Consider the following 25,033-nt stretch of genomic DNA (forward strand, 5'->3'; position numbering starts at 1 on the left):
GGGCTGCAGCGCCGGATGCGCGGACGGGAAGCTGATCAGGCGGCGCAAAACGCCGTTTCGACGCCTCTGACGGCGTCTAACGGCGCAATCCCAGTAAAATCTCGTCGTCTGTCGCGGCCGCAGAGTTCAGATGATCCGCAGCAGGAGGGGTCTTGGCGAGATGGACTTTGAAAATCTCCTATTTTCAGCAGTTTACACTGTTAACTTTTCGTTAGTAATCCGCATTTCATTTCTGCAAGCCGTATTGCCTTAGTAAGGCAGATGCTTGTATTTGAGAGTGCGCGTATAAATTGAGATCATCATTGCGATGATCTGTAATGATATAATTTTTATATGTCTTGGCGTATCACCAATCTGTGGGGTGTGGCGACGAATATTTTGAGGTACCCTGCGCGGGTTGGAGTGGGACGTAGAGTAATTCGGTGTGCACTAAACCGGCCGGGCGGGGGCGGCCAGAGCTTGGAGGCTTGGTGTGAGAGAGGGGTCTGTCGAGGCCAACCGTCCCCGCGGACTGGCCCAGGAGCCGTATTGGCTTTCGGTCGATCGCCGGGCGTCGGGGGAGCGACGCCGGTCGGCGCCGACCGCCGACGACGCGGATGATCCGGGCGCGCTCTGCCACCGGGCCTTGGCCAACTGGGTCGACGGCGAACGTCGTGCGCGGTTGATCGTAACGCGCGATCTGGACGTCCTGTGGCTGAACGAGGCCGCGCGGGCGCTGCGCGACGACGGCGAGGCGTTCGAGGTCTGCGACGGGCGGTTGGCGCCGCGCTCGGCCATCATCGGCAGCCTGGTCGCCACGGCGCGGCCCGAGGAGGCGAGTTGCGCCGTCGTGCCGGGCGACGCCGGTCGCCATTGGGTGGCCTGGGCGCGCGAGGTCTGCGGGCCGCCGAACGCCCTGATCGGCCTGACTCTGCAACGGGCCCGCAGCGAAATCCGCTTTCAGGCCCTGATCGAGAACCACCTTCTGACGCCGTCAGAGGGCCGGATCATCGAAATGCTTCTGGCCGGGGTGGAGACGGGTCGGATCGCCCAGGCCCTGGACATCTCGATCGAGACCCTGCGCACCCATCTGAAGCACGCCTATCAGAAGCTGGGCGTACGCAGCCGCGGCGAACTGTTCGCCGAGGCCCTGAGCTTCGTCGGCCCCTAGGGGCTAGGCGGCGGGCGTCGACGCGCCGGGAACGGCGGGGGCCGGCGTGGCCGCGGCCAGGGCGGCGGCATTGGCGGGATCGCTCTGGACCAGAAGCGGGCCCAGGGCGAAGGCGGCCACGGCCGCGCCTGCCGACAGGGCCAGGAGAGCGACGACGGCGTAGGCCACGGCGGAGCCCGAGCGGCGTCGACGGAAGCCGCCGGTCTTCACGCCGCGAATGATCACGAACGGGCGTTGGCTAAAGGCTTCGGAGCCAATGATATTGTGTTGGGACAAATACGCGCTCCCCGACTGTCCAGGAATGGATCAATCCAGAGAGACGTCCCATAAGGCCAAAGGATGGCGAACGTTGGTCCTCGGCGTCGTTCAACTTCCGAGGGTGACGTTGACCATCCGCCCGCCGCGCGTCTGGACGCGGCGCATCAGCACCACGATGTCGTCGTCCGCCTTGACCGGCGAGATCAGAAACCAGCTGCCGTCCGGCAGGCCCGAGAAGCGGAAGGCGTCGTTGGCGCAGGCCTCGGCCCGTTCATAGGAGCGGTAGTCGGCGCCCTGTTCCCCGGCCGAGCGGGCGCGCACTACGGCGGCGGGCGCGGCGGCGCGTTCGGTCGAGCCGTAGAGGCGCTGCATGCGGGCGCGGGTGTAGCTCGTGTCGGGGATCAGGCCGACGTTGCCGACGCAGCGGAAGGCGCGGCCGTTCTGGGCATAGGCGACGCGGCCCTCGATCGAGGCCTGACCCGCGCGGGTCGACCAGGCGAAATCGTCGGCGCTGAAGGCGGAGCCGGTCGCGCCGCCCATGGGCGTGGTGGCGCAGGCGCTCAGGGCCAGTCCGCCCGCCAGGACGGCGACAAGGGCGATGGAGGACGAGGGGCGACGGATCGACATGGAGGGGCTCCCGAAATCTCGTTTCAAGCGTCACCGGCATGGCCCCCCATGGCCCCGCGAGTCAAGGTTGCCCGCCCGCGCCGGGTGCGCCACAAGAGCGGCGGAGACCGGGCGCAGAGACCGGCCAGAAACGAGTTCAGGGACTTCATGACCGTCACCATCGACGACATCCGTGCGGCGCAGCGGCGCATCGCCGGTCAGGTCGACCGCACGCCGGTCCGCTATTCCCGCCGCCTGTCGCAACTGACGGGCGCCGAGATCTGGATCAAGTTCGACAACCTGCATTTCACCGGCAGCTTCAAGGAGCGCGGCGCCCTGAACCGGCTGCTGCAACTGACGCCGGACGAGAGGAAGCGCGGCGTCGTCGCCGCCTCGGCCGGCAACCACGCCCAGGCCCTGGCGTATCACGGCGGCCGGCTCGGCGTGCCCGTGACCATCGTCATGCCCGAGGGCACCCCCTTCGTGAAGGTGGACGGCACCCGCGCCCACGGCGCCACGGTCGTCATCCACGGCCTCGATTTCTCGGCCTCGACCGAGGAGGCCAAGCGGCTTCAGGTCGAGCATGGCTATGTCTTCGTCTCGGCCTTCGACGATGAAGGCATCGTGGCGGGGCAGGGCGTCTGCGGGCTGGAGTTCGTGGAGGACGCGCCCGATCTGGACGCCCTGATCATCCCCATCGGCGGCGGCGGCCTGATCGCCGGCAGCGCCATCGCCGCCAAGGCGATGAAGCCCGACATCAAGATCTTCGGCGTCGAGGCCGCCCGCTATCCCTCCTTCACCGCGCGCCGTCGCGGCGAGCCGGCCAAGTGCAGCGGGCAAACGATCGCCGAGGGCATAGCCATCAAGGCCGTGGGGGAGATTCCCTTCGCCCTGGCCGACGCCCTGATCGACGAGGTCTTCGTCTGCGAAGAGGCTGATTTCGAGAAAGGCGTCGCCCTGCTGGCGACGCTGGAGAAGACCGTGGCCGAGGGCGCCGGCGCCGGCGGTCTGGCCGCCATTCTGGCCAATCCCGAGCGCTTCAGGGGCATGAGGGTCGGCATCGAGCTGACCGGCGGCAACATCGACGCGCGGATGCTGGCCGTGGTGCTGAACCGCGAAATGGTTCGCGAGAAGCGCCTGATCGTCTATCGCATCCTGGGCGACGACCGCCCGGGCATGCTGTCGGCCATGGCTGCCGTGATCGGCGGACTGGGCGGCAACATCATCGACGTCGTGCACAACCGGCTGGCGCTGGACGTGCCGGCCAAGGGCGCGGAGTTCGACATCATGGTCGAGACCCGCGACGCCAGACATGCCGAGGAAATCGGCGAAGCATTGAAAGAACGTGGCTATGAACTTCGCATGGGCTAGGCCCGCACTCGCTGCGGCGGCGGTCGCCGCCTTGCTGGCCACGACCGCCTGCAACCGCCAGCCCGCCGCATCCGGCGCCGATCTCGCCAAGAACGCCGAGGCCGCCGCCGCCTTCATGAAGAGCAACGCCTCGGCGGAGGGGGTGCAGACCCTGCCGTCGGGCCTGCAGTACAAGGTGGTCGCCAGCGGCCCGGCGGGCGGGGTCCGCCCCGATCGCAACGATCTGGCGCGCGTCGACTACGAAGGCAGCCTGACCGACGGCACCGTCTTCGACAGCTCGTTCAAACGCGGCTCGCCCGCCGTCTTCTCGCCCGAGCAGGTCGTGCCGGGTTGGACCGAGGCGCTGCAACTGATGAAGCCCGGCGACGAATGGCTGCTCTACGTCCCGCCCGCGCTGGGCTATGGCGAAGCGGGCGGTCCGCCGCTCATCCCCGGCAACGCCGTGCTGGTGTTCCGGCTGAAGCTGCTCGACGTGGCCCCGGTCCCCGGCGGCGGTCGCGGCGTGGGCTCGGCTGACGTCTGACGTTTTTCCTTCTCCCCTTGCGGGAGAAGGTGGCAGGCGAAGCCTGACGGATGAGGGGTTTCTCCACGTGGGAAACCCCTTTTTGCTAGGTTTGAGGGCGGCGAGACCCCTCATCCGACCCGCTGCGCGGGCCACCTTCTCCCGCAAGGGGAGAAGGATTCCATTCGGCTCTCACGCTCTCATCGGTCTCCCCCGCCAGCCGCGCCTCGCGCAGCGCCGCCCACCGCTCGGCGTCCAGCCGCGACAGCGCCCAGATCGCCGCGCCGCGCACCACGGGCGTCGGGTCGTCCAGCAGGGCCTCGACCGGCGCGATCAACTCAGCGTCGTCCGCGTTGCCCGCCGCGTACAGTACGTTGCGGATGAACCGGTCGCGCCCGATGCGCTTGACCGGGCTCTTGGTGAACAGGGTGCGGAAGGCGGGATCGTCCAGCGCCAGCAGGTCGGCCAGCCTTGGCCCCTTCAGGGCGTCGCGGGCGTGCAGCCGCGCCTCCGACGCCCCTTGCGCGAACTTGTTCCACGGACAGGCGCCCAGGCAGTCGTCGCAGCCGTAGATGCGCGGCCCCGCAGCGATGCGGAACTCGACCGGCCAGGGATCAGCAAACTCGATGGTCAGGTAGGACAGGCAGCGCCGGGCGTCGATCTGGAAGGGCGCGGGAAAGGCGTTCGTGGGGCAGGCGTCCAGACAGGCGGTGCAGCGGCCGCAGTGCTCGGTCTCGGCCTCGTCCGGTTCGATCTCGGCGGCGGTCAGGATGACGCCGAGGAACAACCAGTTGCCGTGGGTCCGGCTCAGCAGATTGGTGTGCTTGCCCTGCCAGCCCAGACCGGCGCGCTGGGCCAGCGGCTTCTCCATCAGGGGGGCGGTGTCGACGAAGACCTTGACCTCCTGGCCCAGCCGCGCCCCGATCTGACCGGCCAGGATCTTCAGCCGGCCCTTGATGACCTCGTGATAATCGTCGCCGCGCGCATAGACCGAGATATAGCCCGCCGACTTGTTCTCAAGTTCGGGCAGAGGATCGGCCGCGGGGCCGTAGTTCATGCCGAGCACAATGGCGGTCCTCGCCCCCTCCCACATGGCGGTGGGATGGGCGCGGCGCTCCAGCGTCGTCTCCATCCAGTCCATGTCGCCGTGACGGCCCGCCTCGACGAAGTGCGCCAGCTTCTCGCCCGCGCTCCACGGTTCGCTGGCAGAGGCGAAGCGGCACACGCCGAAGCCCAGTTCGGCGGCGCGCTGTCTGATGAAGATACGGGGATCGGCCGCCATGAGGGGCGTTTGCCCCTGTTAGCCTCAGAAGTCGAGGTCGGCGTACCAGGTCGCTGGCTGGACGCCGGGGAAACGGTCGGTCAGCAGAGGTCGGAAACAGGGCCGCGACTTCAGCTTGGAATACCAGGTCTTCAGCGCCGGATAGGCGGCCCAGGTGATCTCGCCGAAATAGTCCAGCACCGACAGGTGGCCCGCCGCGATCAGGTCGGCCTGGCTGAGTCGACGCCCGGCCAGCCATTCGCGTCCGGCGGCCAGGGCCTCGAACATCGCCATATGGGCGCGCAGGGCGTCGCGGCCTTCGCGCAGCATCCGCGCCTCGGGCGGGCCCAGCCGCAGCAGGGGTTTTTCCATCCGTTCGTGCAGCAGGACGGCGTCCACCTCGTCGATGAAGCGGCGGTTGAACCAGGCCGTCAGCCGCCGCGTCTCGGCCCGCTCGGAGATGTCGCCGGGCATGAGGACGTCGCCCTTGGAGCGGTCCTCGATCCAGCCGAGGATGGAATCAATCTCGCACAGGGTCAGGGTCTTGCCCTTTTCCGTCACGGTCAGGACCGGCGGCATCCCCGAGGGGTTGAGGTCGAAGACCGGGCAGTCCGGCTCCCACGGCTTGACCAGTTCCTCGCCGAAGTCGATGCGCGCCTCGCCCAGCGCCAGCCGCGCCGTGCGTGAACCGGGATGAAAGGCGAAATGATAGAGGACGGCGGGCGCGGACATTTCCCTATCCCTGCGCCCGCGCTCGTTAAGGGCGCGTTTACCGCGAGGGGCTCTGCGCGCGAGTCAGGACCAGGGGCCGGCCTGGTTCGCCAGCGGTTCGTCGTCGGTTCCGGAGGCCTCTGAGGCCGGAGCCTCGGCGGGCGTGTCGCGAAGACCGTGATCCTCGCCGCGTCCGCGCGGATCGGCGTGGATCAGGATGTCGGCGTGGGGAAAGGCGGCCAGCACGCGCTGTTCCGCGTCGACGACGATGGCGTGGGCGGCCTCCAGCGTCAGTTTCGGATCAAGGTCGACGTGCATCTGGATCATCAGCACCTGCCCGGCCAGGCGGGTGCGCAACTGATGCAGACCCGAAATGCGCGGATCGGCCAGGACGGCGGCGGTGATGGCGACGCGGTCCTCTTCCGGTCCGGCGTGGTCCAGCAGGTGGTCGGCGGCGCCGCGCAGGATGGAGGTCGCCCCCCAGAACAGCCAGACCGCCACGACCAGACCCGCGGCCGCGTCCAGCCCCGGCGCCTGGAGGAAGGCGCCTGAAACCACGCCGATCAGCACCACGACATTGGCCGCCAGATCGGCGGCATAGTGGGCGCGGTCGCCCGCTACGGCCAGGGACGCGGTCTTCTTCAGCGCCTGGGTCTGCATCCACACCAGCCACAGGGTCACCAGGATGGAGACGCCGACCACGCCGACGGCCCAGCCGCCCGCCGTCACCGGGCGGGGATCGAACATGCGCTGCACCGCCTCCCAGCCGATGAAGACCGAGGAGGCGAACACCAGCCCCGCCTGCACCAGGGCCGCCAGGGCCTCGGCCTTGCCGCGTCCGTAGCGATGGGCGTGATTGGCCGGGATCGCGGCCCAGCGCACGGCGAAGAAGGTCGCCAGCGAGGCGATCAGGTCCAGCGACGAGTCCGCCAGGCTGGCCAGGAGCGACACCGATCCCGAAGCGCCCAGGGCGAAGGCCTTGAGCACGATCAGGACGACGGCCGTCCCCACCGACAGGGCGGTGATCCGGCGGGTCGCCGCGTGGGCGTCGTCGAGCGCGGGGGGGAAGGCGGTCATCCCCGCCCTTGTCGCGCAAAACCGCTCGCCCGCCAATGGCGGCATCTCGTCCGGGGCGCTAAGGAGGTGGCGTGCCCGGCGCGGACGAACCGGCGGCCGGTTGAGATGGAGTTTCCATGGCGGACTGGCTGACGGCGATCCTTATGGGTCTGGTCGAGGGACTGACCGAATTCATCCCGGTGTCCTCCACCGGCCACCTGCTGCTGCTGGGGCATTTCCTCGGCTTCCACAGCACCGGCAAGACGTTCGAGATCGTCATCCAGCTGGGCGCCCTGCTGGCCATCATCAGCATCTATTTCAAGCGGCTGTGGACCCTGGCGACGCGCTGGCCCTTCGATCCGGCGGCGCGGCGCTTCCTGATCGGGCTGCTGCTGGCCTTCCTGCCGGCGGCGATGATCGGCTTCTTCGCCTACGGCTTCATCAAGACGGTGCTGTTCGAGACGCCGCTGGTGATCTGCATCGCCCTGATCGTCGGCGGCTTCCTGCTGCTGTGGCTGGATCGGGTGGACAAGTTCCCGGTCTATCTGGACGCCGACCGCTATCCGTTCCGCGTCTATTTCCTGATCGGCCTGTTCCAGTGTCTGGCCATGATCCCCGGTGTCTCGCGCTCGGGCGCCACCATCGCCGGTGGACTGCTGCTGAAGACCGACAAGCGGTCGGCGGCCGAGTTCAGCTTCTTCCTGGCCCTGCCGACCATGGGGGCGGCGGTGGCCTATGACCTGTTCAAGAACCGCGACGTGCTGGATTTCAGCGATGTCGGCCTGATCGCGGTCGGCTTCGTCGCCGCCTTCCTGACGGCCTTGGTGGTGGTGCGCTTCCTGCTGGACTTCGTGTCCAAGCGCGGCTTCGGCCCCTTCGCCTGGTGGCGGATCGCGGTCGGCGTGGCGGGCATCATCGGCCTGGCCGCGACGGGCGTGCTCTAGCCTCTCTTTCCTCCCCACTTGTGGGGAGGGGGACCGCTTCACTGGGCAAACAAAAACCCCTCGGGACCGGGTCCCGAGGGGTTTTGCGTAGGCCGTCTGATCAGGCGGCGGTCGGGTTCTCGGCGTACTGGCCGCCGACGCGGTAGCGGAACAGGTAGCTCGGCGCGATGGCTTCCAGCCCTGTGGGCTCGATGCCCAGTTCGGCCAGACCCTCGGCGCCCGGAGACACGACGTTGTCGCTTTGCAGCAGCACCACCTGATCCTTGGTCAGGGCCGGGGCCAGGCCGATCAGGGCCGGAATCTGCGCCAGCGAGCCGATCAGGCGCGCGATCGGGAAGGGCAGGGGGACCAGGAAGCGGTTGCGCTTGGTCTCGCGCAGGATGAATTTCAGGATGTCCTCGAAGGTCCAGACGGCGGGGCCGCCCAGCTCGAAGGTCTTGCCCTCGGCTTCCGGCGCCACGGTGGCGCGGGCGACGGCTTCGGCCACGTCGCCGACATAGACGGGCTGGAACCTGGTCACGCCGCCGCCGATCAGGGGCAGGGCGGGCGAGAAGGTCGCCATGGCGGCGAACTTGTTCAGGAAGGCGTCGCCCGCGCCGAAGACGATCGACGGGCGGATGATCACGGCGCCGGGGAAGGCGGCGCGCACGGCGATCTCGGCCTGGCCCTTGGTGCGGGCGTATTCGGCCTTGCCGTTCACGTCAGCGCCCAGGGCCGACATGTGGGTCAGGCGCTTGACGCCCGCGGCCTTGGCGGCCTCGGCGACGTTGACGGCGCCCGCGACGTGCAGGGCCTCGAACTTGCGGCCGCCGGTCTCGAACAGGATGCCGACCAGGTTGACCACGGCGTCGGCGCCCTTGATCGCCTCGGCCACGGCGGCCTTGTCGGTGATGTCGCAGCGGACGGTCTGGATCTGGCCGACATCGCCGGCCATGCGCAGTTCATAGGCCAGGGCCGGCTTGCGCACGGCGACGCGCACGCGCCAGCCGCGCTTGGCCAAGGCTCGCACCACCTGGGTTCCGATAAAGCCCGAGCCGCCGAAAACGGTGACCAGACCGGGGGCGAAATCAGCCATCTGAGCGCTCCAACGCCAAACCCCGGCCGCAATGGCGACCGGAGAAGAATTCCTCGCCGGGGCTTAACCGATGCGCCGCCCCGCCGCAACGCACAGGCGGGTCAGAAGGCCTTTAGTCGGCCCGATATACCACCTGGCCGTCGACAATGGTCAGGACGGAGCGGCCCTTGGGGATGGCGGCGGCGGGCACGGTCATCAGGTCGATGTCGAAGGCGGTCAGGTCGGCGCGCTTGCCGACCTCGATGGTGCCCAACTCACCCTCGCGGAAGCTGGCGTAGGCCGGCCAGAGGGTGAACATCTTCAGCGCTGTGGCCCGATCCACGGCCTCGCCGGGACGCCAGTCCGGGCCCTGGAAGCCGTTCAGGTCGCGGCGCGCCACGGCGGCGTAGAACTCGATCAGGGGATCGCCGCGCTCGACCGGCGCGTCCGAGCCGCCGACCACGATGACGCCCCGGTCCGCCAGACTATGCCAGGCATAGGCCCCGTCCAGCCGGGCGTCGCCCAGGCGGGCGGCGGCGAAATGCAGGTCGCCGATGGCGTGGCTGGGCTGCATCGAGGCGATGATCGGCAGGTCGTTGAAGTAGTGGTAGTCGCTGGGCCGGATGATCTGGGCGTGCTCGATGCGCCAGCGCGGATCGGCCAGCTTCCATTCGGCGCGCGGGACCTCGCGCATGGCCTGTTCGTACCAGGCCGCGACCTCGTGGTTGCCCCGGTCGCCGATGGCGTGGGTGGCGACCTGGATGCCCGAACGCAGGGCTTCTTCGTACAGCGGGACCATCTCGGCGCCTGAGGTCTGCATCAGGCCGGTCGACCCCGGCTGGTCGGCATAGGGGTCGAGCAGGGCCGCGCCGCGCGAGCCCAGGGCGCCGTCGGCGTAGAATTTCACCGCCCGCGTGATCACCCGCCCGTCGCCGGCCTCGCGCGGGCCCGAGGCGTAGAGGGCGCGGGCGCCGTCGGGGGTGACGCTGTTATAGACCCGCAGCGGCGCCTCGCCGTCGCGCGCCATCGCCTCCAGCAGCGGCACGTCCTTCCACGGCGCACTCATGAAGTGGACCCCGGTCCAGCCGTAGCGGGCATAGACGCCGAACCCAGCGCGATAGGCCGCGCGGGTCGCCGCCGCGTCGGCTTGGGGCATCAGCGGCTCGATTAGGGCCTGGGCGGCGTCGACCAGCAGGCCGGCAGGCTGGCCGTTCGCATCCTTCAGGATGTCGCCGCCCGAGGGGGCGGGTGTCGCCGCATCGACCCCGGCGGCGGCCAGGGCGGCGCTGGAGGCCGCGACCGCATGGCCGTCGGCGCGGCTCAGCAGCACCACGCGGCTGGGCGCGGCGGCGTCCAGATCGGCGGCGGTCAGGAAGCGTTTCTCGGGCCAGTGGGTCTCGATCCAGCCGCGCCCGACGATGACCCCCTCGGGGTGGGTCCTGGCCCAGTCGGTTAGTCGCGCCATGGCCTCGACGACCGAGGCCGAGCCTTCCAGGTTCAGCGTCATCTCGCGCCAGCCGATGCCGTCCAGATGGGCGTGGCCGTCGGTGAAGCCGGGGAAGAGGGTCGCGCCCTTCAGGTCGATGACCTCCAGCCCCTCGGCCGAGGGTGCGCCAGAGGCGGCGCCGACATAGGCGATGCGCCCGTCGCGCACGGCCACGACCTCGGCGGTCGGCTGGGCCACATCGCCGGTGTGGATGGTCCCGCCCCGGATCAGCAGGTTCTGGGCGAAGGCCGTGGGGGCGGCGGCCAGCATCAGAACGGCGGCCAGCGGTAAAGCCTTCAGGGCGGAACGGGTCATGGGGTCTCCTCCAACTGCGGCGCAGGGAGCGGGTCGCAAGGCCCGGCGTCAAGTCCGGGACGGAGGGGCGTTGCACGGTGCGGCGAAAAAAACAGTGCAATTGGTGCCATGACGAGTGGCTGGGGAGGGACGCTCCGTGGCGCATTTGCGGGGCGCCGGCAGGGGCGGGCCGGACGACCTGGGCGGTCAGGCGGCGGTTGGCGATGTCAAAGACCCGAAGCCATCATCGCACGTCTGGCGACGGCGCCTAGGATCGGACGCCGAGCCGAACGCAAACCCGGAAATTCATGGGGATTGGGGCGCTAGGTTGTGACGGCGGGGCGGCAGACGCCGCCGAAGTGATTTCACCCGACCCCGTTTGCGCGGATGTCCGCTTGTTGATCAAACGGCGAATGCCGCTTTCGACCCCTAGCTGAAGTTAGGGGCGTCCGCTTTCGGGCCGTCTGGCCAAGATCCGGTTTTTTCAGGCGGCAGATTTTCTGGCGCCGCCATTCCAGACAAGCAAAAGCCCGCCTGCCACATTGGGACTCAGACGGGCTCGATGAGCCGAGGCTCAAGTCCTAGATGGTGAGGCCGGCTGAGAATGCAAGCGTCGAGCCCTCAGCCTCCGCTATCGAGGCCCGCTCCGGTTCGCCGGGGCGGGCCTTCGTCGCGTTAGGCGGCCCGACGCCGCTGGATCATCAGGGCCGCGCCGCCCGCTAGCATCACCCCGAACAGGATCATCGCCCATTCAGTCATGGTCGGGATGGGAGCGGGCGTAAAGGACACCAGCACAGGCGTGACAGGTGTCGCCCCGCTAGTGAACCGGCTGCTTGAGTCGATATCGTTGCCGGGGGTGCCGTTGGTTGGGAGGCAAGTGCCCGGCCCAGAAGCGGCGCTGGAACCACCCCGGATCAAGCAGACGTAGTTGTTGCGGCCAGCTACTGCAAAACCGCCTTCGTAGAGGAAGTAAGAGAACCGGGCCTCGAGGTCGGCGTAGTCATTGACCGGATAGGTCGAGCCCGCTCCATGCAGCACTTCGAACACCAGGCGATAGGCGGTGATGTTCCCTGATGCGTCAGTGGAAACCCTAGCCTCGCCGATGCGAGCGCGCGGATTGGTCGAGCTATAGAGAACCGCGCCGTCGTCAAAGCTGTAGCTTTTCAGGCTCGGGCCGAAATCGAAGTTCGTGAGGTTCGGGGCAAAGGGCGCCGCCAAGGTGAAGGTCCCGGTCACCTTGTCCGCCATCGAATAGGCCGAGCACGGCCCTATGCTGCAGACACCGCCCATGTCGTTGACTGCGGAATAGGTCCCACTCGCAACGCTATAGACGGCTTGGGCCGCGGCAGGCCCCGCCGCCGACATGCTCAGAAGCGCAACACCGGCCAGTGCCGTCACCGCGCGCGCCAATCGGCCAAACTGCATTTTCATTGAAATCCCCCGTCCACTCAAGCTGCGGGGCCTACGCGCAACTTGAGCGCATGTCGATATCTGTGCGTCCCAGTTTTTCGAGACGCCTGCTTCGCGCTGACGGGAGCGCGCTCTCCTCCACAATCTGAACTGGATACCGACCATGGACCGAAAGGCCTTGTTCGACGCTGTGCGCCCCTATGCGCCGGGCGCGAAGCTGAAACCCGAGTGGGTGCCGATGATCGACGCCCTGGCCGACGCCCTGGGCCTGCCCCGCGAGGGTGGCGGCCTGGGCGAGCCTGATCCTGAGTTGATCGCGGCGCTGAAGACGGATGAGGGCCTGCGGCTGGCGGCCTATCCTGACCCGATGTCGCCGCGCGCGGCGCAGGTCGGGCGACTCTGCCGATTCTATCGCGCGATGAAGGGGCTCGACTGTCCGCCGCCGGGAACGTCCAGATTAGGCGGGCAGGTCAATTACCGCTTTCGACCCGTTGCGGACCTTGAGCATCACAGTCTCAGTAAGAGGCGAAACATCTCGATCGTGCCTGCGATGACGCCCCAAGCTGCGGCGGCTCCCTGAACGACGGCCAGCATGGCCAAGCCGATAATCACCGCCGTTTCGCCGATGGCGCTCGACGAGGCCGAAGCGCCGCGCCTTCTTTTTGATGGCTGCATCTTTCCTCTTCCAGGGACGCGATCGCGAACAGCGATTGACACCAATGTTTACATACGTAATCGTTCAAGTCTACAGTTGTGAACTGGAGGAGATATGCGCGCTTCTGTTTCTCTGGCGGCCTTGTGCGCCGTCACGACCCTGGGCTGTGGAGGGCCGAGCGCTCTGGCTCAGGAGGTCACCCTCGTCAGCGAGACACCGGCGGTTCAGGCCCATGCGGTGCAACTGGTGCTCCACTCGGACCTGATGGACCGGGACTACCGGATCGAGGTCACGGCGCCATTCCGGGGGCCTGTGTTCCCCGGCCAGAAGGCGGCCGTCGTCTATGCGCTCGACGGCGGATGGGGCGTGGCAGGGCCCGCCGGATCGCTGTTGGGCGGAGGCGGCGCGATGCTGCCCGCCTATATCGTCACGATCGGCTATCCTCAGGGTCAGCGAAACAGTCGTGAACAGGACCTGCTGCCGCGCCCGGTCCGTCGACAGGACGGAAGCATGGCGCAGGGCGGACGGTCGCCCCTGTTCGCCAGATTCCTGACCGAAGAGCTGCGCCCCTTCATCGAGGCGCGCTATCCAGTTGATCCCCAGCGCTCGGTGCTGTTCGGCCATTCGCTGGGCGGCATTTTCACTGCCAATGTCCTGGCGGATCAACCGACCGCCTTCAGCGGCTACCTGATCGCCAGCCCATCGGTATGGGCCGATCCCTCGGTCACCGATCGACTGCGGAACGCCGCCGCCGGCCTGGATCGCCTGGTATTCGTCGCCTAAGGCGAACGCGAGGACGACTACATGGTCGAGGGCGGGCGGGTTCTGTCCGAGGCCCTTGGAAACCACGGCGGCCAGGTCCGGACCGAAGTCTTTCCGGGCGCCTATCACATCACCTACTACCCGGCGGTCATGGGCGAGGCCCTGCCCTTCCTGCTTCCTCGCCAGTCGCCGCTCACCTTCCCGGTCGCCGTGGACCTGTCGCCGTCGCAGCTTTCTGCCCATTCGGGACGCTATCTCGTCGGCGGCGCCGTCCCGGTCGATTTCGACGCACAGGACGGCGGTCTGACCGCGACCGTTCCCGGGGGCGGCCGGCTCCCCCTTAAAGCTAGTTCGCCGACCCGCTTCTTCGCCCCGGGGCTCGATGTCCAGGCCGAGTTCGCGAGCGACGGCCAGTCGGTGGCCATGTTCGTCAACGGCGACCGTATCGACGCGACCCGGGCGCGCTGACCTGGTCCGCCGTCGGGCGGGTCCTCTAAGAACGATCAACCAAGGATTCTTGAACCATGCCTCTCACCCACGCACGAGCCGCCGTCCTCGGGCTGCTGACGCTCTCTCTAACGGCGCCGACCGCCGCCCTGGCGCAGTCTCGCGTGGGCGTCGCGACGGTGTTCGGCGAAGCCGCCCCGTTCATCAAGTTCTTGATGCTGATCATGGTGGTCGCGGCCATCGCGGCGATCGTCGTCACCGTCATGAAACTGTCCTCCGGACGCCGGCTTTCCGGCGGTTCCAGCTTCGTCTCCGCCCTGCGAATGGGAGGGCCGCTGATCGGGTTGCTCGGCGCCATCTTCAACCTGCTGATGATATTCATCGGCATCGCCAACGCTGGCGAGCCCGTGCCGTTCGAGGTCCTGGTGCCGGGCTTCGCCGAGGCCTCCATGCTCTTCTTCATCGGCCTGTTCGTCGGCGTGATTGCCGTGACCTGTCACTGGATCATCGAGGCGCGGATCGACCGAACGGTGCTGTCATCCTGAAACCGGCCCCCATCGCCATCACGGAAGCCGAGAGCGCTATTCTGGCGGCGCTCTGGAGGTGCGGCCCGCTGTCTTTCGCCTCTCTGATTGAAGAGGTGAGGGGCGATCACCCCTGGGCGGACGCGACGATCAAGACCCTTCTGCACCGGCTGATGCAGAAGGGGGCTATCAAGTCAGCCAAGGACGACGGACGCCACCGGTATCATGCCCAGATCGGGCGCGACGCCTATGTCGAAGGTGAGGTGGCCCAGATCGTCACGCGCCTGTTCGACGGCGACCTGAACGCGTTGGCGGCGTTCTTGAGAAGTCGGAGAGACTGAGCGACACGTCCGCTTCCCATCTGTGGACGCCCCCTCGTCGCCAGCTAACCCGAGGGTCGTCAATGGGGCGATTGTCGCGATCATAGACCGAACGTCGCTCAAACCGGCCCTACTGGCAAGTTCCGCTTCCCACCCTTAGCTGACGTCATCGACGTCTGGTCTCGGGTCTGTATGCCGGTGTCGGCCTTCTGGGTCGAAGGCGGGACATGGCTGGCATCGGCCGGCTCGACGGGTGGGGCGCAAGGCTTGGCGTCGAGCGGCTTTCGTCCGATGCTGGCCGGATGAAGCTGTTCACCATCGGCTATGAAGGTTCGACCCAGGCTCAGGTCATCGACCGGCTGAAGAGCGCCGGGGTCGAGATCGTGGCCGACGTGCGTGCGGTGGCCTCGTCGCGCATCGCGGGCTTTTCCAAGACGCTGCTGGGCGAAAGCCTGAAGGCGGAGGGGGTGGACTACCTGCACCTGCGCGCGCTGGGCACGCCCAAGGCCGGGCGCGACGCGGCGCGAAAGGGCGACGTCGCGACCATGCGCGCCATCTTCAACGCCCATATGCAGGAGCCGGAAGCCGAGGCGGCCTTCCAGCAGTTGCGTCACGTGGCGGGCGAGAAGCGCGTCGCCCTCCTGTGTTTCGAGGCCGACGCCTGCGGCTGCCACCGCGCCGTCCTCGCCGACCGGCTGGCCCGCGAAGACGGCGTCGAGGTGGTGAACCTCTGAGCCTTACGACGGCCCCACCAGTTGATCGACCGAGCGGCTGGTCACCGGGTGATACAGCGGCCGGGCCTTGGCGTAGATGCGCGTGGCGATCGGCCGGCCCCAGTCGCCTTCGTTCCACAGGGTCTGGAACAGCGGCAGGACGAATTTCCGACGACCCTGGCTGGTCAGGAAGCGGTCGGCGGTGGCCACGGCGGGTTCATAGCGGTGGGCCAGGGCGATCTGCAGCCAGGCGAAGGTCAGCTCGGCGTTGCCTTCGTTGGCCAGGTTCAGGGTCTTTTCCAGATCGGCCAGTTGGGCGGTGGTCAGCCAGTCGGCGCCGGCCGCGAGGCCCGCGGGACGCCAGGCCAGGAAGCGCTGGCGCTGCTGGGTGTTCCAGCTCTTCCAGTCGATGGCCGAGGCTGGGCCCTTGTCGGCGAAGAAGGCCTTGGCGGCGACATCCACGGCCTCGAAGGCGTGCGACACCGGGGCCTGGGCGTTGGACGGCATGCCCGGCTGATAGATCCAGTTGTCGAGCTGAAGCTGGGCCTCCAGCGCGGCGTCGCCCTTGACCAGATTCGCGCGGATGTCGGCCAGGAAGCCCACGTCGGTCATCGGCTGGAAGGCGTGGCGGTCGAAATAGCCGCGCAGCCAGGCGTCGAACTTCTCGCGGCCGACGATGCGTTCGATGGTGCGCAGGAAGGCGGCGCCCTTGTCATAGGGAATGCCCGACAGGCCGTCGTCCGGGTCGCGTCCGGTCAGGTCGATGTGCAGTCGGGTGTCGGCGGGCGCCGTCACCGCGATCTCGGCCATCAGATCGGCCCAGCCCAGGGCCTGTTCCTGCAGGGCGCGCTCGCGGCCGTACAGGGCTTCCATGATCCGGTTCTCGAAATAGGTGGTCGTGCCTTCGTTCAGCCAGATGTCCGACCAGGTGGCGTTGGTCACCAGATTGCCCGACCAGCTATGTGCCAGTTCATGCGCGACCAGCGACACCAGCGAGCGGTCCCCGGCGATGATGGTCGGGGTGGCGAAGGTCAGACGCGGGTTCTCCATGCCGCCGAAGGGGAAGCTGGGCGGCAGGACCAGCAGGTCGTAGCGGCCCCAGCGATAGGGGCCGTAGAGGGTCTCGGCGGCGTCCACCATCTGGGCCGTCGGCTCCAGCTCCCAGTGTGCGGCCTGCAGGCGGCTGGGCTCGGTCCAGACCCCGGTGCGTTCGTCGAACGGGGCGAAGGCGATGTCGCCGATGGCCACGGCCATCAGATAGGGTGGGATCGGCCGATCCATGTCGAAGCGCCAGGCCTTCTTGCCGGCGCCGGCCGCCTCGCCTTGCGGCGTCAGGTGCTCGGCGGACATGACCACGGTCAGGTCGGCGGGGGCGGTGATGCGGGCGGAATAGGTCTGGCGGATGCCGGGGCTGTCCTGGGTCGGGACCCAGGTGCGGGTCAGGATCGCCTGTCCCTGGCTGAACAGATAGGGCTTCTGGCCGCCTGCCGTCTGCTGCGGGCTGAGCCATTGCAGCGCCGCCGCGTCGGGACGGGTGGCATAGTCGACGACGATCTTTTGCGTCTCGTCGCCGGTGAAGGCGGGCAGGTGGACGGTCAGGGCCTGGCCCTTGATGGCGTCCATGGCGCCCAGCTCAAAGCGCAGCGGGTTTCCGCGCGCGTCGCGCACGGCGCGGATGTCCAGGGTCTTGGTGTCCAGCACCACCTCGGTCGCGCCGACCCGGCCAGTGACGTCCAGCGTCGCCGTGCCGGACAGGGTCTTGGCGGCGAAGTCGGCGCTCAGGTCCAGCGCGACATGCTTGACCCGCGCCTCGGCGGGGCGGGCGTTGGAGTGGATGTCGTCAGCGTAGGCGAACGCGGGGGCGACGGGGGCGACGGGGGCGGTCGCGGCGGGCAACGTCATCTCAGAGCCTCCGGGCGCGGTGGCGCACGCTCCAAGCGCGGCGGTGAGGGCGAGGGCGGATACCAGGCCGGCCAGCTTCAGGGTCATCGAACGCTCCGTATTCAGATGCGTGCGAAATGGCGCCCTTGGGCCGAAAAGATCAAGCCTTGGCCGTGCTGGCGACCGGGGGCAGGTGGTGGGCCCTGAACAGCCGCCCCTTCTCGGCCGCCAGAACCAGCAGCAGGGCGACGACGCCCAGGCCGGCGAAGCCGACCGTCAGCGGCACGGTCGAGCCGTCGAACTGCTGGCCGATCCAGAAGCCCAGCAGGGCCCCGCCGATGGTCGAGATGAAGCCCTGGGCCGACGACGCCGTGCCGGCGATATGCCCCATGGGGTCCATGGCCATGGCCCCGAAATTACCGGCGATCAGGCCGAAGCAGAACATCTTGCAGGCCTGCAGGGCCGCGAAGACCCACAGGCTGTCATGGCCGGTATAGGCGACCACGGCGTGCAGGGTCGCAAAGCCGATGAAGCCGAACAGGGCGGTATGGGCGATCATGCGCGAGCCCAGTTTCTCGACCAGCCGCGCGTTCAGGATCGAGGCCAGGGCGATGCCGCCGGCCACCAGGGCGAAGACGGTGGTGAACAGGCCCGGCGCCTTGAACACGTCGAAGAAGATCTGCTGCGACGAGTTGATGAAGGCGAATAGGGCGCCGCTGATCGCCGTCATGGCCAGGGTGTAGCCCATGCCGACGCGGCTGCTCAGCGCCTGACCGAAGGCCTGCGCGATCCGCTTCACATTGATCGGCATCCGGTCGTCGGCGTGGAGCGTTTCGGGCAGGCGCAGCGTCGCCCAGATCAGGAAGCCGCCGCCGAACAGAGCCAGGAAGCCGAAGATCCAGCGCCAGGGCGCCACCAGCATGATCAGCTGGCCCAGCGTCGGGGCCAGGATGGGCACGCCCAGGAAGACCAGGAAGCTCAGCGACATGACCCGCGCCATGGTGCGTCCGGCGTAGCGGTCGCGCACGATGGAGACGGCCAGGACCCGCGTCGCCGCCGAGCCCAGCCCCATGCCGATGCGCGACAGGATCAGCCATTCGAACGACTGGGCGAAGGCGGCCAGGATGCTGAACGCCACATAGAGGCTCACGCCCAGCGTCAGGATCGGCTTGCGGCCGAAGCGGTCGGCCAGCGGGCCGTAGAACAGCTGCGCCCCGCCGAAGCCCAGCAGATAGGCGGTGATGACCCACTGGCGGGTGTTCTCGTTGGCGACGCCCAGATCCTCGCCGATGTGCGGCAGGGCCGGCAGCATGGCGTCGATGGCCAGGGCGTTCAGCGCCATCATGATGGCGATCAGGCAGACGAATTCGGCGAACCCCGGCCCCTTGGGCGTCGCGGCTGTGGTGGTCGGGGCGCTGGTCATCGGGACCAGATGCGGGCTGCGACAGGCTGACGCAACCCCGGATCCTCATGAATTTTGCATTGCAGCATAAGGTCAGTGGCGGCGGCCGACGTCGATCCGCGCCACGACCGACATGCCGGGCGCCAGCCGCGCGGCGGCCTCCTGACCGGGATCAATGGCGATGCGGACGGGGACGCGCTGGGCCACCTTGGTGAAGTTGCCCGTGGCGTTGTCGGGGCGGATGACGCTGAACTCGGAGCCCGTGGCGGGCGAAATCCGCTCGACCTTGCCCTTCAGCGTCTGGCCGCCGAGGGCGTCGACCGCGATCTCGACCGGCTGGCCGACGCGGATGTCGCGCATCTGCGTCTCCTTCATATTGGCCGTGATCCAGACGACGTCGGGCACCAGGGCCGTCAGTTGCGTGCCGACCGCGACCTGCTGGCCCTGCCGCACGGCGACCTCGCCAAGGCGTCCGGCGCGGGGGGCCGTGATGCGGGTGTTGTCCAGATCGATCTGGGCCAGGCGCACCTGGGCGCGGGCGTTCTCGACCGCGGCTTCCAGCGAACCGCGCCCGACCACAGCTGAGGTCACGCCCGTCTGGGCCACGCCTTCGGCGGCGCGGGCCTGGCCCAGCTGGGCCTCGGCGGCGCGCAGGGCGTTCTGGGCGACATCGACCTGGGCCTGAGCGACCCATCCGCCAGCGAACAGGGTGCGCACGCGCTGGGCGTCGGCGCGGGCCTTGGTCACGGCGGATTGGGCGCCGGCGATGGAGGCGCGGGTCTGGGCGACCGACCCCAGGGCCGAGGCCTTGCTCTGGGCCGCGTTGGCCAGCGCCGCCTCGGCCGCGTGCAGCGAGGCCTGGGCCTGCTCCAGCCGCTGGCGATAGATGCGGTCGTCGATGGTCGCCAGCAGCTGGCCCTGCTGCACCCTCTGGAAGTCCTGCACCTCGACCGAGACGACATAGCCGCTGACCTGCGGGCTGATGATCGTCACCGGGCCGCGCACATAGGCGTTGTCGGTCGACTGCGGCCCGCCATTGAATGGCGGCAGTCGCCAGGCGTGCAGGATCAGGCCGACCCCGACCAGGGCGATCAGAACCAGCGCCACGCTCCACATGACGCGGCGGCTCTTGGTCGGCTGGGGCGCAGGCGCGGGCGCAGGGGCGGGCGGCGGCGCGGCCGGGGCGGGAGACGGTGCTGGGGCAGGGTCGGTCATGGTCGGGTCCGGGTCATTCGACAGCGGCGGCGGCTTCGGCCGCCTCGCGGTTGGCGGCGCGGCGCGCCTCGATGCGGGGGCGGTAATGGTTGACGGCGACCCAGACGGCGCCGATGGCGGCGGCGCCCGAGATCAGCAGGAAGACGTCGTTGTAGGCCAGGACCTGGGCCTGCTGGCTGATCTGCTGCTGCAGCAGCCTCAGCCCTTGCGCCTGTCTCAGGGCGGCGTCGCCGATCGTGTGGGCGTAGGCGCCCGACAGTTGCTGCAACCGCACCACCGCCTCCGGATCGCCCAGGTTGATGTGCTCGCTCAACTGGTTGGAATGGTATTTCTCGCGGACCGTCTGGATCGTGCCGATCAGGGCCGAGCCCATCAGCCCGCCGATGTTCTGGCCGATCGAGAAGACGACGATGAAGCTGACCAGGTTCTTGCCGCCGCCCTGCAGCACCTTGCCGAAGCCGATGATCATGGTCGGGCCGAGGAAGAAGGCGGCGGCGAAGGCCAGCAGGGCCTGGCTGAAGTAGAGGTTCACCGGTCGGGTCAACACGGTCGCATGGCTGTCCATAAAGGCGCCGACCGCAATCAGGGCCAGGGCGATGGAGATGGGCTTCCACAGCTTGGTCGGGTTCAGGGTGAAGGCGCTGGTCAGCGTCCCCGCCGCCGTGGCGAACAGCATGACCCAGAACAGGCCGTGCATCTGGTCGTTGCCCAGCCCCATCTGCTGCAGGAAGCCGACCGCGCCCGTCGTCTGTTCCGACAGGACGATCCGCACCAGCAGGATGGCCAGGGTCAGGCGCGCGATGTCGCGCCCGGCCAGCCATTTCAGGTCGATCAGCGGATTGGTCCGGTTGTATTCGATGACTATGGCGGCGGTCAGCAGGATCAGCGCGCCGATCAGGGACCAGCCGATCCACGCGGCTTCCGTCCACCAGACGATCCGCCCCAGTCCCAGCACGGCGGTCAGCAGGGCCACACCCGGCGCGAACAGGGCGAAGGTGACGAAGTCCATCTTTTCGAACGATTTGACACGCTGCGCCGGCGGCATCTTCAGGGCGAAGACCGCCGGCAGGGCGACCAGCACCAGCCCCAGGTCGAACATGTAGACGGCGCGCCACTGGTCGTGGTCCAGCAGAGGGCCGACCCCCAGCCGCGCCAGGGGAATGGCCAGGCTGGCCAGGCCGACGGCGATGATGATCCCCTTCAGCCGATGCTGCGCCGGGAAGGCCTGGATGATGTAGAGGACGCCCAGCGTTGACATCCCCGCCGCCGCCATGCCGGCGATGCCGCGCACCACCAGGGTCGAACCGTAGTCCTCGAGGAAGAGGTGGGCGGCGGCCACCGCCAGAAAGACGATCAGCACGATCTCGGTGAACAGCCGCAGTCCGTACTGCATGCGGAACTTGACCAGCAGCAGGTTCATGCAGGCGTTGGTCATGACGAAGACGACCGGCAGCCAGGTCGCCTCGGCGACGGTCACGCCCAGCGAGCCCGCCAGCTGGGGGATGTTGGCCGTCACCGCCGCATTGCCCAAACTGCCGGTCAGGGCGACCAGAATGCCGACGGCGGCGTAGGCCCAGCGCATGGGCGTCGAATGGTCGGGCGTGGCGGGCGAGCCGGGCAGGGCGGGCCGCTCGTGCGGCTTCAGCGTCGCCAGATAGTCTTCCCACGGCAGGTTCCAGTCGCGGCGGCTCACGCGCGGGCTCCGCCCTGCGGCCGCACCGCGTCCAGCACCAGCTCCAGGGTGCGGCGGCTCAAGACGTCGCGATCCTCGGCCCGCACCGTGCGCGACGGCGCCCCCAGCATCAGGGCGATGACGCGGATGTCCTCGACCGTCAGGTCGGGGCGCACCCGCCCCGCCGCCTGCGACAGGATCAGGGCCTCGGCGCCCGCGCGCTTCAGCCCGCTGCGGATCGGAGCTAAGGCCTCGTCCTTCAGGTCGCGGATGGCGCTGGACAGGCCCGCGCTGCGGATCATCAATTCGACCAACTGGCCGAGGAACCACAGAAAGACCTCGGGATCGTCCAGACGCGCGTGCGTGCGGCGGCCCAGGTCGTCGATCTGTTCTACGAAGACTGCCGCCGCCAGCTCCGAGCGGTCGGCGAAGTTGCGATACAGCGTCGCCCGTCCCACGCCCGCCCGCTCGGCGATGACGTGCAGGGGCGTGTCCAGCCCGTCGCGGGCGAACGCTTCCTCCGCCGCTTTCAGCAGCGCGTCTCGCCTCTCGGCGGCGTCTTTTCGCAGGGGACGGGTCATGGAAGTCGCCAAGTGGACACTTGTGTCCGCTTAATCAAGTGAGGCAGGACTCATTCTTTGTTTCAGCCCGTGTCGCGTTGTGGACAGGCGCGCGCGATCCCTCCTCGCAAGCGGAATGCGCCAGAACGGCTAAGGCTGCGTTCCGGTCGGTGGCGATGTCGGAAGGGGAAGGGCGGGATGGCGCCGATCGGCGCTCATCCAGACGTGGTGCGGGTGGCCGGGCTCGAACCGGCACTCCTCTCGGAACAGGATTTTGAATCCAGCGCGTCTACCAATTCCACCACACCCGCACAGGTCTGGGAGGCCGCGCAATCTAGCGGCGGAATTCGTCGGGTCAATCACCGTGTTCGTCGGTCAGGTCGATTGCCGAAACGCCGCCCGATCAAGATTCTAGTGAAAGCGGGCCTCGAATTTGTAGTCGAAGCGAATGATCCGAAAGCCGGTCTTGCCGTCGTCCGGCACCTCGAAGCGAGCGGTCATGGTGGATGCGACGGCGGCGGGGCCGACGCCCTTGCCTGAAGGCGTCTCGCCTTCGACCCAGCAGGATGACGGACGGCCGTCCGCGTCGATCAGGCAGCCGAGACGCGCCTCGGCCGCCACGAAGCGATACTTGCCGAAGCGGGGCGGCAAAACGGCCACCGGCTTTCGGGTCCAACGGGTCGCGGTTTCGGCCAAACGGGGCAGGCGGTCATGCTCGCCGGTGGTCAGCTGGTTGCAGGCCTGAAGAACATCGCGGACGCCCGCGCCGTCGGACGGCAGCGGCAAGCCATAGGTCGCCTCGCCACCGGTGGTCATGACGCGCAGATCCAGGTCGCCCCCGTCGGCCATGAGGCGGGCGATGCGCGCCGGCTCGGGCGGCGAGGCGATCGGGCTGCCGGGCGCGGTGGCCCAGGATTGAGTTTCGGGACCGACCTCGCCCAGAGTCATTTCGATCCTGCGCGACCGCGTCTCGGCGGGCGGCAAGCCATTGACGATGACGTCCAGACGCCCCGCCTTGCAGCGCACCAGAACCGCCTGGCCTGACGCCCAGGCGGCGCTGGCCACCCGGCCGTGGTCGGGGTCGATCATCATGTCCCAGCCGTCGGCGTCAGCGTCGAAGGGCTGACCGGCGACGGCGAGGGCCGCCAGCGCGATGATCAAGCCGCGACCTCGACGTGGCTGTCGCTTCCGCCGGCCAGGACGCGGCGGGCACGGATATACATCTCGATGCGCTGGGTGACGATCAGGCCGATGGCGAAGATCATGAAGGCGTCGGTGACCACCACGGCGTCCAGGCCCCAGGCGACGGCGTTGGACTGCATCAATTCGCGCAGGCCTGCGCGCGCCGCGAACAGGCCGATGACCAGGATCAGCCCCAGCGGCGAGGCCTGGGCCTTCAGCGAGCCGTCCGGCTCTTTCTCGATGGTGATGGTCTTGCCACGCTGCCAGCCGGCCGCGGCGCCCAGCGCCAGGGCGGCGGCGAAGGCCATCCAGGCGTAGGGGCCGAAATGGGGATGCTGGGTCGTCGCCCACAGCCCCATGCCGATCATGATGGTGACCAGCAGGGGCATGACCCACAGCAGATGCGGCCGCAGCGTCCGTTTGCGCCGGTTGCGCAGCAGGACGACGATCAACGCCACGGCGATGCCGATCAGCGGGCCCATGGTTTGCGGCGACATGCGGACTTCCCCTTCCCAACGCCGTCAGTCTATCCCGACGAACGGCGCTCGAAAAGCGGAGATCAGGCGGGCTGAACCGTCTGCTCGATGGCGCCGAAGATGGTGTGATGCTTGTCGTCCAGCATCTCGATGCGGACCACATCGCCGTGCTTGAGGAAGGGCGTCTTGGCCGCGCCCGTCAGGAGGGTCTCGACGGTGCGGACCTCGGCGATGCAGGAGTAGCCGACGCCGCCGTCGGCCACCGGCTTGCCCGGGCCGCCGTCGGCGTCCTTGTTCGACACCGTGCCGGAGCCGATGATCGAACCGGCCACCAGGGCGCGGGTCTTGGCCAGGTGGGCGATCAGCACGCCGAAGTCGAAGGTCATGTCGACGCCCGCGTCGGCCTGACCGAAATCCTTGCCGTTCAGTTGCACCGACAGGGCGCCGTGCATCTTGCCGTCCTTCCAGCGGTCGCCCAGGGCGTCCGGGGTGACGAATACCGGCGACAGGGCGCTGGCCGGCTTGGACTGGACGAAGCCGAAACCCTTGGCCAGTTCGCCGGGGATCAGGTTGCGAAGCGAGACGTCGTTGACCAGGCCGACCAGACGGATCGCCGCCAGGGCCTCCTCGCGCGTCGCGCCCTGGGCTACGTCGCCGGTGACGACCACGATCTCGGCCTCCAGGTCGCAGCCCCAGGCCTCGTCTTTCAGCGGGATGGCGTCGCGGGCGCCCATGAAGTGGTCGGAGCCGCCTTGATACATCAGGGGGTCGGTCCAGAAGGTCGCGGGCATCTCGGCGCCGCGCGCTTTGCGCACCAGTTCGACGTGGTTCACGTAGGCCGAGCCGTCGGCCCACTGATAGGCGCGGGGCAGGGGGGCGGCGGCCTCATGTTCGCGGAAGCGGCCGCTCGGCACGGCTTCGTGCTCCAGACTCTCGGCCAGGGCGCGCAGCAGGGGCTCGCACCGCGCCCAGTCGTCCAGCGCGGCCTGCAGCGTCGGCGCGATCAGGAAGGCGTCCGTGAACCAGTTCAGGTCCTTGGAGACGACGACGAGGCGGCCGTCACGGCCGTGCTTGAGCGAGGCGAGTTTCATGAGGCGAAGCTAATCCGGGGCGAAGCGGTT

At 68.4% G+C, this 25,033-nt stretch carries 26 protein-coding genes and 1 tRNA gene; 10 read left to right on the top strand and 17 right to left on the bottom strand.

The features are described 5' to 3' along the window. Positions 1 to 472: 472 nt before the first annotated feature. Positions 473 to 1,150 carry a helix-turn-helix transcriptional regulator gene (locus AC1DJ5_RS07930; protein WP_441454568.1) on the top strand — a complete coding sequence of 226 codons (678 nt, stop codon included), beginning with the start codon at positions 473 to 475 and terminating at the stop codon, positions 1,148 to 1,150. 3 nt (positions 1,151 to 1,153) lie between these two features. Here the strand turns inward: AC1DJ5_RS07930 and AC1DJ5_RS07935 are convergent, their stop codons facing one another. Beyond that, positions 1,154 to 1,426 (bottom strand): hypothetical protein, encoded by a 273-nt coding sequence (locus AC1DJ5_RS07935; RefSeq protein ID WP_441454567.1) that lies wholly within the window; start codon positions 1,424 to 1,426, stop codon positions 1,154 to 1,156. Positions 1,427 to 1,516: 90 nt separating this feature from the next. After that, positions 1,517 to 2,035 (bottom strand): hypothetical protein, encoded by a 519-nt coding sequence (locus tag AC1DJ5_RS07940; RefSeq protein WP_477020234.1) that lies wholly within the window; start codon positions 2,033 to 2,035, stop codon positions 1,517 to 1,519. A gap of 147 nt (positions 2,036 to 2,182) precedes the next feature. Here AC1DJ5_RS07940 and AC1DJ5_RS07945 point away from each other — a divergent pair, with 147 nt between their 5' ends. Together AC1DJ5_RS07945 and AC1DJ5_RS07950 are read left to right on the top strand one after the other, a co-directional pair. Beyond that, positions 2,183 to 3,385: a threonine ammonia-lyase gene (locus tag AC1DJ5_RS07945; RefSeq protein ID WP_441454565.1), complete on the top strand. Its 1,203-nt coding sequence runs from the start codon at positions 2,183 to 2,185 to the stop codon at positions 3,383 to 3,385. Beyond that, positions 3,366 to 3,908: an FKBP-type peptidyl-prolyl cis-trans isomerase gene (locus AC1DJ5_RS07950; protein WP_441454564.1), complete on the top strand. Its 543-nt coding sequence runs from the start codon at positions 3,366 to 3,368 to the stop codon at positions 3,906 to 3,908. The genes AC1DJ5_RS07945 and AC1DJ5_RS07950 overlap by 20 nt, the downstream gene beginning before the upstream one ends. Positions 3,909 to 3,993: 85 nt before the next feature. Here AC1DJ5_RS07950 and queG read toward each other — a convergent pair whose 3' ends face one another. From queG to AC1DJ5_RS07965, 3 genes are all read right to left on the bottom strand, one after another. Next, a complete protein-coding gene (gene queG / locus AC1DJ5_RS07955; RefSeq protein WP_477020235.1) occupies positions 3,994 to 5,169 on the bottom strand; it encodes a tRNA epoxyqueuosine(34) reductase QueG in 1,176 nt (391 codons plus the stop codon). A 24-nt stretch (positions 5,170 to 5,193) separates the two neighbouring features. After that, positions 5,194 to 5,880, bottom strand: a complete 687-nt coding sequence (gene fzlA, locus AC1DJ5_RS07960) for an FtsZ-binding protein FzlA (protein ID WP_441454562.1) — start codon at positions 5,878 to 5,880, stop codon at positions 5,194 to 5,196. Positions 5,881 to 5,943: 63 nt separating this feature from the next. Continuing rightward, entirely contained in the window at positions 5,944 to 6,936 is a 993-nt protein-coding gene (locus AC1DJ5_RS07965; RefSeq protein WP_477020236.1) for a cation diffusion facilitator family transporter, read from the bottom strand. Positions 6,937 to 7,052: 116 nt separating this feature from the next. Here AC1DJ5_RS07965 and AC1DJ5_RS07970 point away from each other — a divergent pair, with 116 nt between their 5' ends. Continuing rightward, positions 7,053 to 7,859: an undecaprenyl-diphosphate phosphatase gene (locus AC1DJ5_RS07970; protein WP_477020237.1), complete on the top strand. Its 807-nt coding sequence runs from the start codon at positions 7,053 to 7,055 to the stop codon at positions 7,857 to 7,859. Positions 7,860 to 7,959: 100 nt separating this feature from the next. Here AC1DJ5_RS07970 and AC1DJ5_RS07975 read toward each other — a convergent pair whose 3' ends face one another. The 3 genes from AC1DJ5_RS07975 to AC1DJ5_RS07985 form a co-directional block, all read right to left on the bottom strand. Continuing rightward, positions 7,960 to 8,934: a complex I NDUFA9 subunit family protein gene (locus AC1DJ5_RS07975; protein WP_477020238.1), complete on the bottom strand. Its 975-nt coding sequence runs from the start codon at positions 8,932 to 8,934 to the stop codon at positions 7,960 to 7,962. A gap of 112 nt (positions 8,935 to 9,046) precedes the next feature. Continuing rightward, positions 9,047 to 10,714 (bottom strand): amidohydrolase, encoded by a 1,668-nt coding sequence (locus tag AC1DJ5_RS07980; RefSeq protein WP_477020239.1) that lies wholly within the window; start codon positions 10,712 to 10,714, stop codon positions 9,047 to 9,049. Between the two features lie 654 nt (positions 10,715 to 11,368). Then, entirely contained in the window at positions 11,369 to 12,124 is a 756-nt protein-coding gene (locus tag AC1DJ5_RS07985) for an IPTL-CTERM sorting domain-containing protein (RefSeq protein ID WP_477020240.1), read from the bottom strand. A 142-nt stretch (positions 12,125 to 12,266) separates the two neighbouring features. Here AC1DJ5_RS07985 and AC1DJ5_RS07990 point away from each other — a divergent pair, with 142 nt between their 5' ends. The 6 genes from AC1DJ5_RS07990 to AC1DJ5_RS08015 all read left to right on the top strand — a co-directional run bounded on the left by AC1DJ5_RS07990 (position 12,267) and on the right by AC1DJ5_RS08015 (position 15,545). Next, entirely contained in the window at positions 12,267 to 12,683 is a 417-nt protein-coding gene (locus tag AC1DJ5_RS07990; RefSeq protein WP_477020241.1) for a hypothetical protein, read from the top strand. Between the two features lie 189 nt (positions 12,684 to 12,872). Next, positions 12,873 to 13,541 carry an alpha/beta hydrolase gene (locus AC1DJ5_RS07995; RefSeq protein WP_477020242.1) on the top strand — a complete coding sequence of 223 codons (669 nt, stop codon included), beginning with the start codon at positions 12,873 to 12,875 and terminating at the stop codon, positions 13,539 to 13,541. Between the two features lie 21 nt (positions 13,542 to 13,562). Beyond that, the gene (locus tag AC1DJ5_RS08000; RefSeq protein ID WP_477020243.1) at positions 13,563 to 13,988 is read left to right on the top strand and encodes a hypothetical protein; all 426 of its coding nucleotides are present in this window, start codon (positions 13,563 to 13,565) and stop codon (positions 13,986 to 13,988) included. A 56-nt stretch (positions 13,989 to 14,044) separates the two neighbouring features. Then, positions 14,045 to 14,512 (top strand): MotA/TolQ/ExbB proton channel family protein, encoded by a 468-nt coding sequence (locus AC1DJ5_RS08005; protein ID WP_477020244.1) that lies wholly within the window; start codon positions 14,045 to 14,047, stop codon positions 14,510 to 14,512. Positions 14,513 to 14,529: 17 nt separating this feature from the next. Further along, positions 14,530 to 14,832 carry a BlaI/MecI/CopY family transcriptional regulator gene (locus AC1DJ5_RS08010; protein WP_477020318.1) on the top strand — a complete coding sequence of 101 codons (303 nt, stop codon included), beginning with the start codon at positions 14,530 to 14,532 and terminating at the stop codon, positions 14,830 to 14,832. A gap of 281 nt (positions 14,833 to 15,113) precedes the next feature. Then, positions 15,114 to 15,545 (top strand): DUF488 domain-containing protein, encoded by a 432-nt coding sequence (locus AC1DJ5_RS08015; protein WP_477020319.1) that lies wholly within the window; start codon positions 15,114 to 15,116, stop codon positions 15,543 to 15,545. 3 nt (positions 15,546 to 15,548) lie between these two features. Here AC1DJ5_RS08015 and AC1DJ5_RS08020 read toward each other — a convergent pair whose 3' ends face one another. From AC1DJ5_RS08020 to AC1DJ5_RS08060, 9 genes are all read right to left on the bottom strand, one after another. Continuing rightward, the gene (locus AC1DJ5_RS08020; protein ID WP_477020245.1) at positions 15,549 to 17,513 is read right to left on the bottom strand and encodes a M1 family metallopeptidase; all 1,965 of its coding nucleotides are present in this window, start codon (positions 17,511 to 17,513) and stop codon (positions 15,549 to 15,551) included. Positions 17,514 to 17,565: 52 nt separating this feature from the next. Next, positions 17,566 to 18,828: a multidrug effflux MFS transporter gene (locus AC1DJ5_RS08025; RefSeq protein ID WP_441454555.1), complete on the bottom strand. Its 1,263-nt coding sequence runs from the start codon at positions 18,826 to 18,828 to the stop codon at positions 17,566 to 17,568. 72 nt (positions 18,829 to 18,900) lie between these two features. Then, on the bottom strand, positions 18,901 to 20,022 hold the full coding sequence (locus AC1DJ5_RS08030; RefSeq protein WP_477020246.1) for an HlyD family secretion protein: 1,122 nt from the start codon (positions 20,020 to 20,022) through the stop codon (positions 18,901 to 18,903). Positions 20,023 to 20,035: 13 nt separating this feature from the next. After that, positions 20,036 to 21,715 carry an MFS transporter gene (locus AC1DJ5_RS08035; RefSeq protein ID WP_477020247.1) on the bottom strand — a complete coding sequence of 560 codons (1,680 nt, stop codon included), beginning with the start codon at positions 21,713 to 21,715 and terminating at the stop codon, positions 20,036 to 20,038. After that, complete coding sequence (locus tag AC1DJ5_RS08040) at positions 21,712 to 22,275, bottom strand: TetR/AcrR family transcriptional regulator (RefSeq protein WP_477020248.1); 564 nt, start codon at positions 22,273 to 22,275, stop codon at positions 21,712 to 21,714. Before AC1DJ5_RS08040 ends, AC1DJ5_RS08035 begins: the two co-directional genes overlap by 4 nt. Positions 22,276 to 22,480: 205 nt before the next feature. Then, positions 22,481 to 22,565: transfer RNA gene (locus AC1DJ5_RS08045), tRNA-Leu, on the bottom strand. Between the two features lie 100 nt (positions 22,566 to 22,665). Then, positions 22,666 to 23,415, bottom strand: a complete 750-nt coding sequence (locus AC1DJ5_RS08050) for a hypothetical protein (protein ID WP_441454551.1) — start codon at positions 23,413 to 23,415, stop codon at positions 22,666 to 22,668. Then, the gene (locus AC1DJ5_RS08055; protein ID WP_441454550.1) at positions 23,412 to 23,933 is read right to left on the bottom strand and encodes a CcdC protein domain-containing protein; all 522 of its coding nucleotides are present in this window, start codon (positions 23,931 to 23,933) and stop codon (positions 23,412 to 23,414) included. The genes AC1DJ5_RS08050 and AC1DJ5_RS08055 overlap by 4 nt, the downstream gene beginning before the upstream one ends. Before the next feature lie 62 nt (positions 23,934 to 23,995). Then, on the bottom strand, positions 23,996 to 25,003 hold the full coding sequence (locus AC1DJ5_RS08060) for a fumarylacetoacetate hydrolase family protein (protein WP_441454549.1): 1,008 nt from the start codon (positions 25,001 to 25,003) through the stop codon (positions 23,996 to 23,998). Between the last annotated feature and the right edge of the window lie 30 nt (positions 25,004 to 25,033).

This window comes from Brevundimonas sp. 01N35, from assembly GCF_056399785.1.

What these genes read in the sequence shown, in the direction of transcription:
- AC1DJ5_RS07940 (WP_477020234.1), bottom strand. Translation starts at nt 2,035, where the DNA reads ATGTCGATCCGTCGCCCCTCGTCCTCCATCGCCCTTGTCGCCGTCCTG.
- AC1DJ5_RS07945 (WP_441454565.1), top strand. Translation starts at nt 2,183, where the DNA reads ATGACCGTCACCATCGACGACATCCGTGCGGCGCAGCGGCGCATCGCC.
- AC1DJ5_RS07950 (WP_441454564.1), top strand. Translation starts at nt 3,366, where the DNA reads ATGAACTTCGCATGGGCTAGGCCCGCACTCGCTGCGGCGGCGGTCGCC.
- queG (WP_477020235.1), bottom strand. Translation starts at nt 5,169, where the DNA reads ATGGCGGCCGATCCCCGTATCTTCATCAGACAGCGCGCCGCCGAACTG.
- fzlA (WP_441454562.1), bottom strand. Translation starts at nt 5,880, where the DNA reads ATGTCCGCGCCCGCCGTCCTCTATCATTTCGCCTTTCATCCCGGTTCA.
- AC1DJ5_RS07965 (WP_477020236.1), bottom strand. Translation starts at nt 6,936, where the DNA reads ATGACCGCCTTCCCCCCCGCGCTCGACGACGCCCACGCGGCGACCCGC.
- AC1DJ5_RS07970 (WP_477020237.1), top strand. Translation starts at nt 7,053, where the DNA reads ATGGCGGACTGGCTGACGGCGATCCTTATGGGTCTGGTCGAGGGACTG.
- AC1DJ5_RS07975 (WP_477020238.1), bottom strand. Translation starts at nt 8,934, where the DNA reads ATGGCTGATTTCGCCCCCGGTCTGGTCACCGTTTTCGGCGGCTCGGGC.
- AC1DJ5_RS07980 (WP_477020239.1), bottom strand. Translation starts at nt 10,714, where the DNA reads ATGACCCGTTCCGCCCTGAAGGCTTTACCGCTGGCCGCCGTTCTGATG.
- AC1DJ5_RS07985 (WP_477020240.1), bottom strand. Translation starts at nt 12,124, where the DNA reads ATGAAAATGCAGTTTGGCCGATTGGCGCGCGCGGTGACGGCACTGGCC.
- AC1DJ5_RS07990 (WP_477020241.1), top strand. Translation starts at nt 12,267, where the DNA reads ATGGACCGAAAGGCCTTGTTCGACGCTGTGCGCCCCTATGCGCCGGGC.
- AC1DJ5_RS07995 (WP_477020242.1), top strand. Translation starts at nt 12,873, where the DNA reads ATGCGCGCTTCTGTTTCTCTGGCGGCCTTGTGCGCCGTCACGACCCTG.
- AC1DJ5_RS08000 (WP_477020243.1), top strand. Translation starts at nt 13,563, where the DNA reads ATGGTCGAGGGCGGGCGGGTTCTGTCCGAGGCCCTTGGAAACCACGGC.
- AC1DJ5_RS08005 (WP_477020244.1), top strand. Translation starts at nt 14,045, where the DNA reads ATGCCTCTCACCCACGCACGAGCCGCCGTCCTCGGGCTGCTGACGCTC.
- AC1DJ5_RS08015 (WP_477020319.1), top strand. Translation starts at nt 15,114, where the DNA reads ATGAAGCTGTTCACCATCGGCTATGAAGGTTCGACCCAGGCTCAGGTC.
- AC1DJ5_RS08020 (WP_477020245.1), bottom strand. Translation starts at nt 17,513, where the DNA reads ATGACCCTGAAGCTGGCCGGCCTGGTATCCGCCCTCGCCCTCACCGCC.
- AC1DJ5_RS08025 (WP_441454555.1), bottom strand. Translation starts at nt 18,828, where the DNA reads ATGACCAGCGCCCCGACCACCACAGCCGCGACGCCCAAGGGGCCGGGG.
- AC1DJ5_RS08030 (WP_477020246.1), bottom strand. Translation starts at nt 20,022, where the DNA reads ATGACCGACCCTGCCCCAGCACCGTCTCCCGCCCCGGCCGCGCCGCCG.
- AC1DJ5_RS08040 (WP_477020248.1), bottom strand. Translation starts at nt 22,275, where the DNA reads ATGACCCGTCCCCTGCGAAAAGACGCCGCCGAGAGGCGAGACGCGCTG.
- AC1DJ5_RS08055 (WP_441454550.1), bottom strand. Translation starts at nt 23,933, where the DNA reads ATGTCGCCGCAAACCATGGGCCCGCTGATCGGCATCGCCGTGGCGTTG.
- AC1DJ5_RS08060 (WP_441454549.1), bottom strand. Translation starts at nt 25,003, where the DNA reads ATGAAACTCGCCTCGCTCAAGCACGGCCGTGACGGCCGCCTCGTCGTC.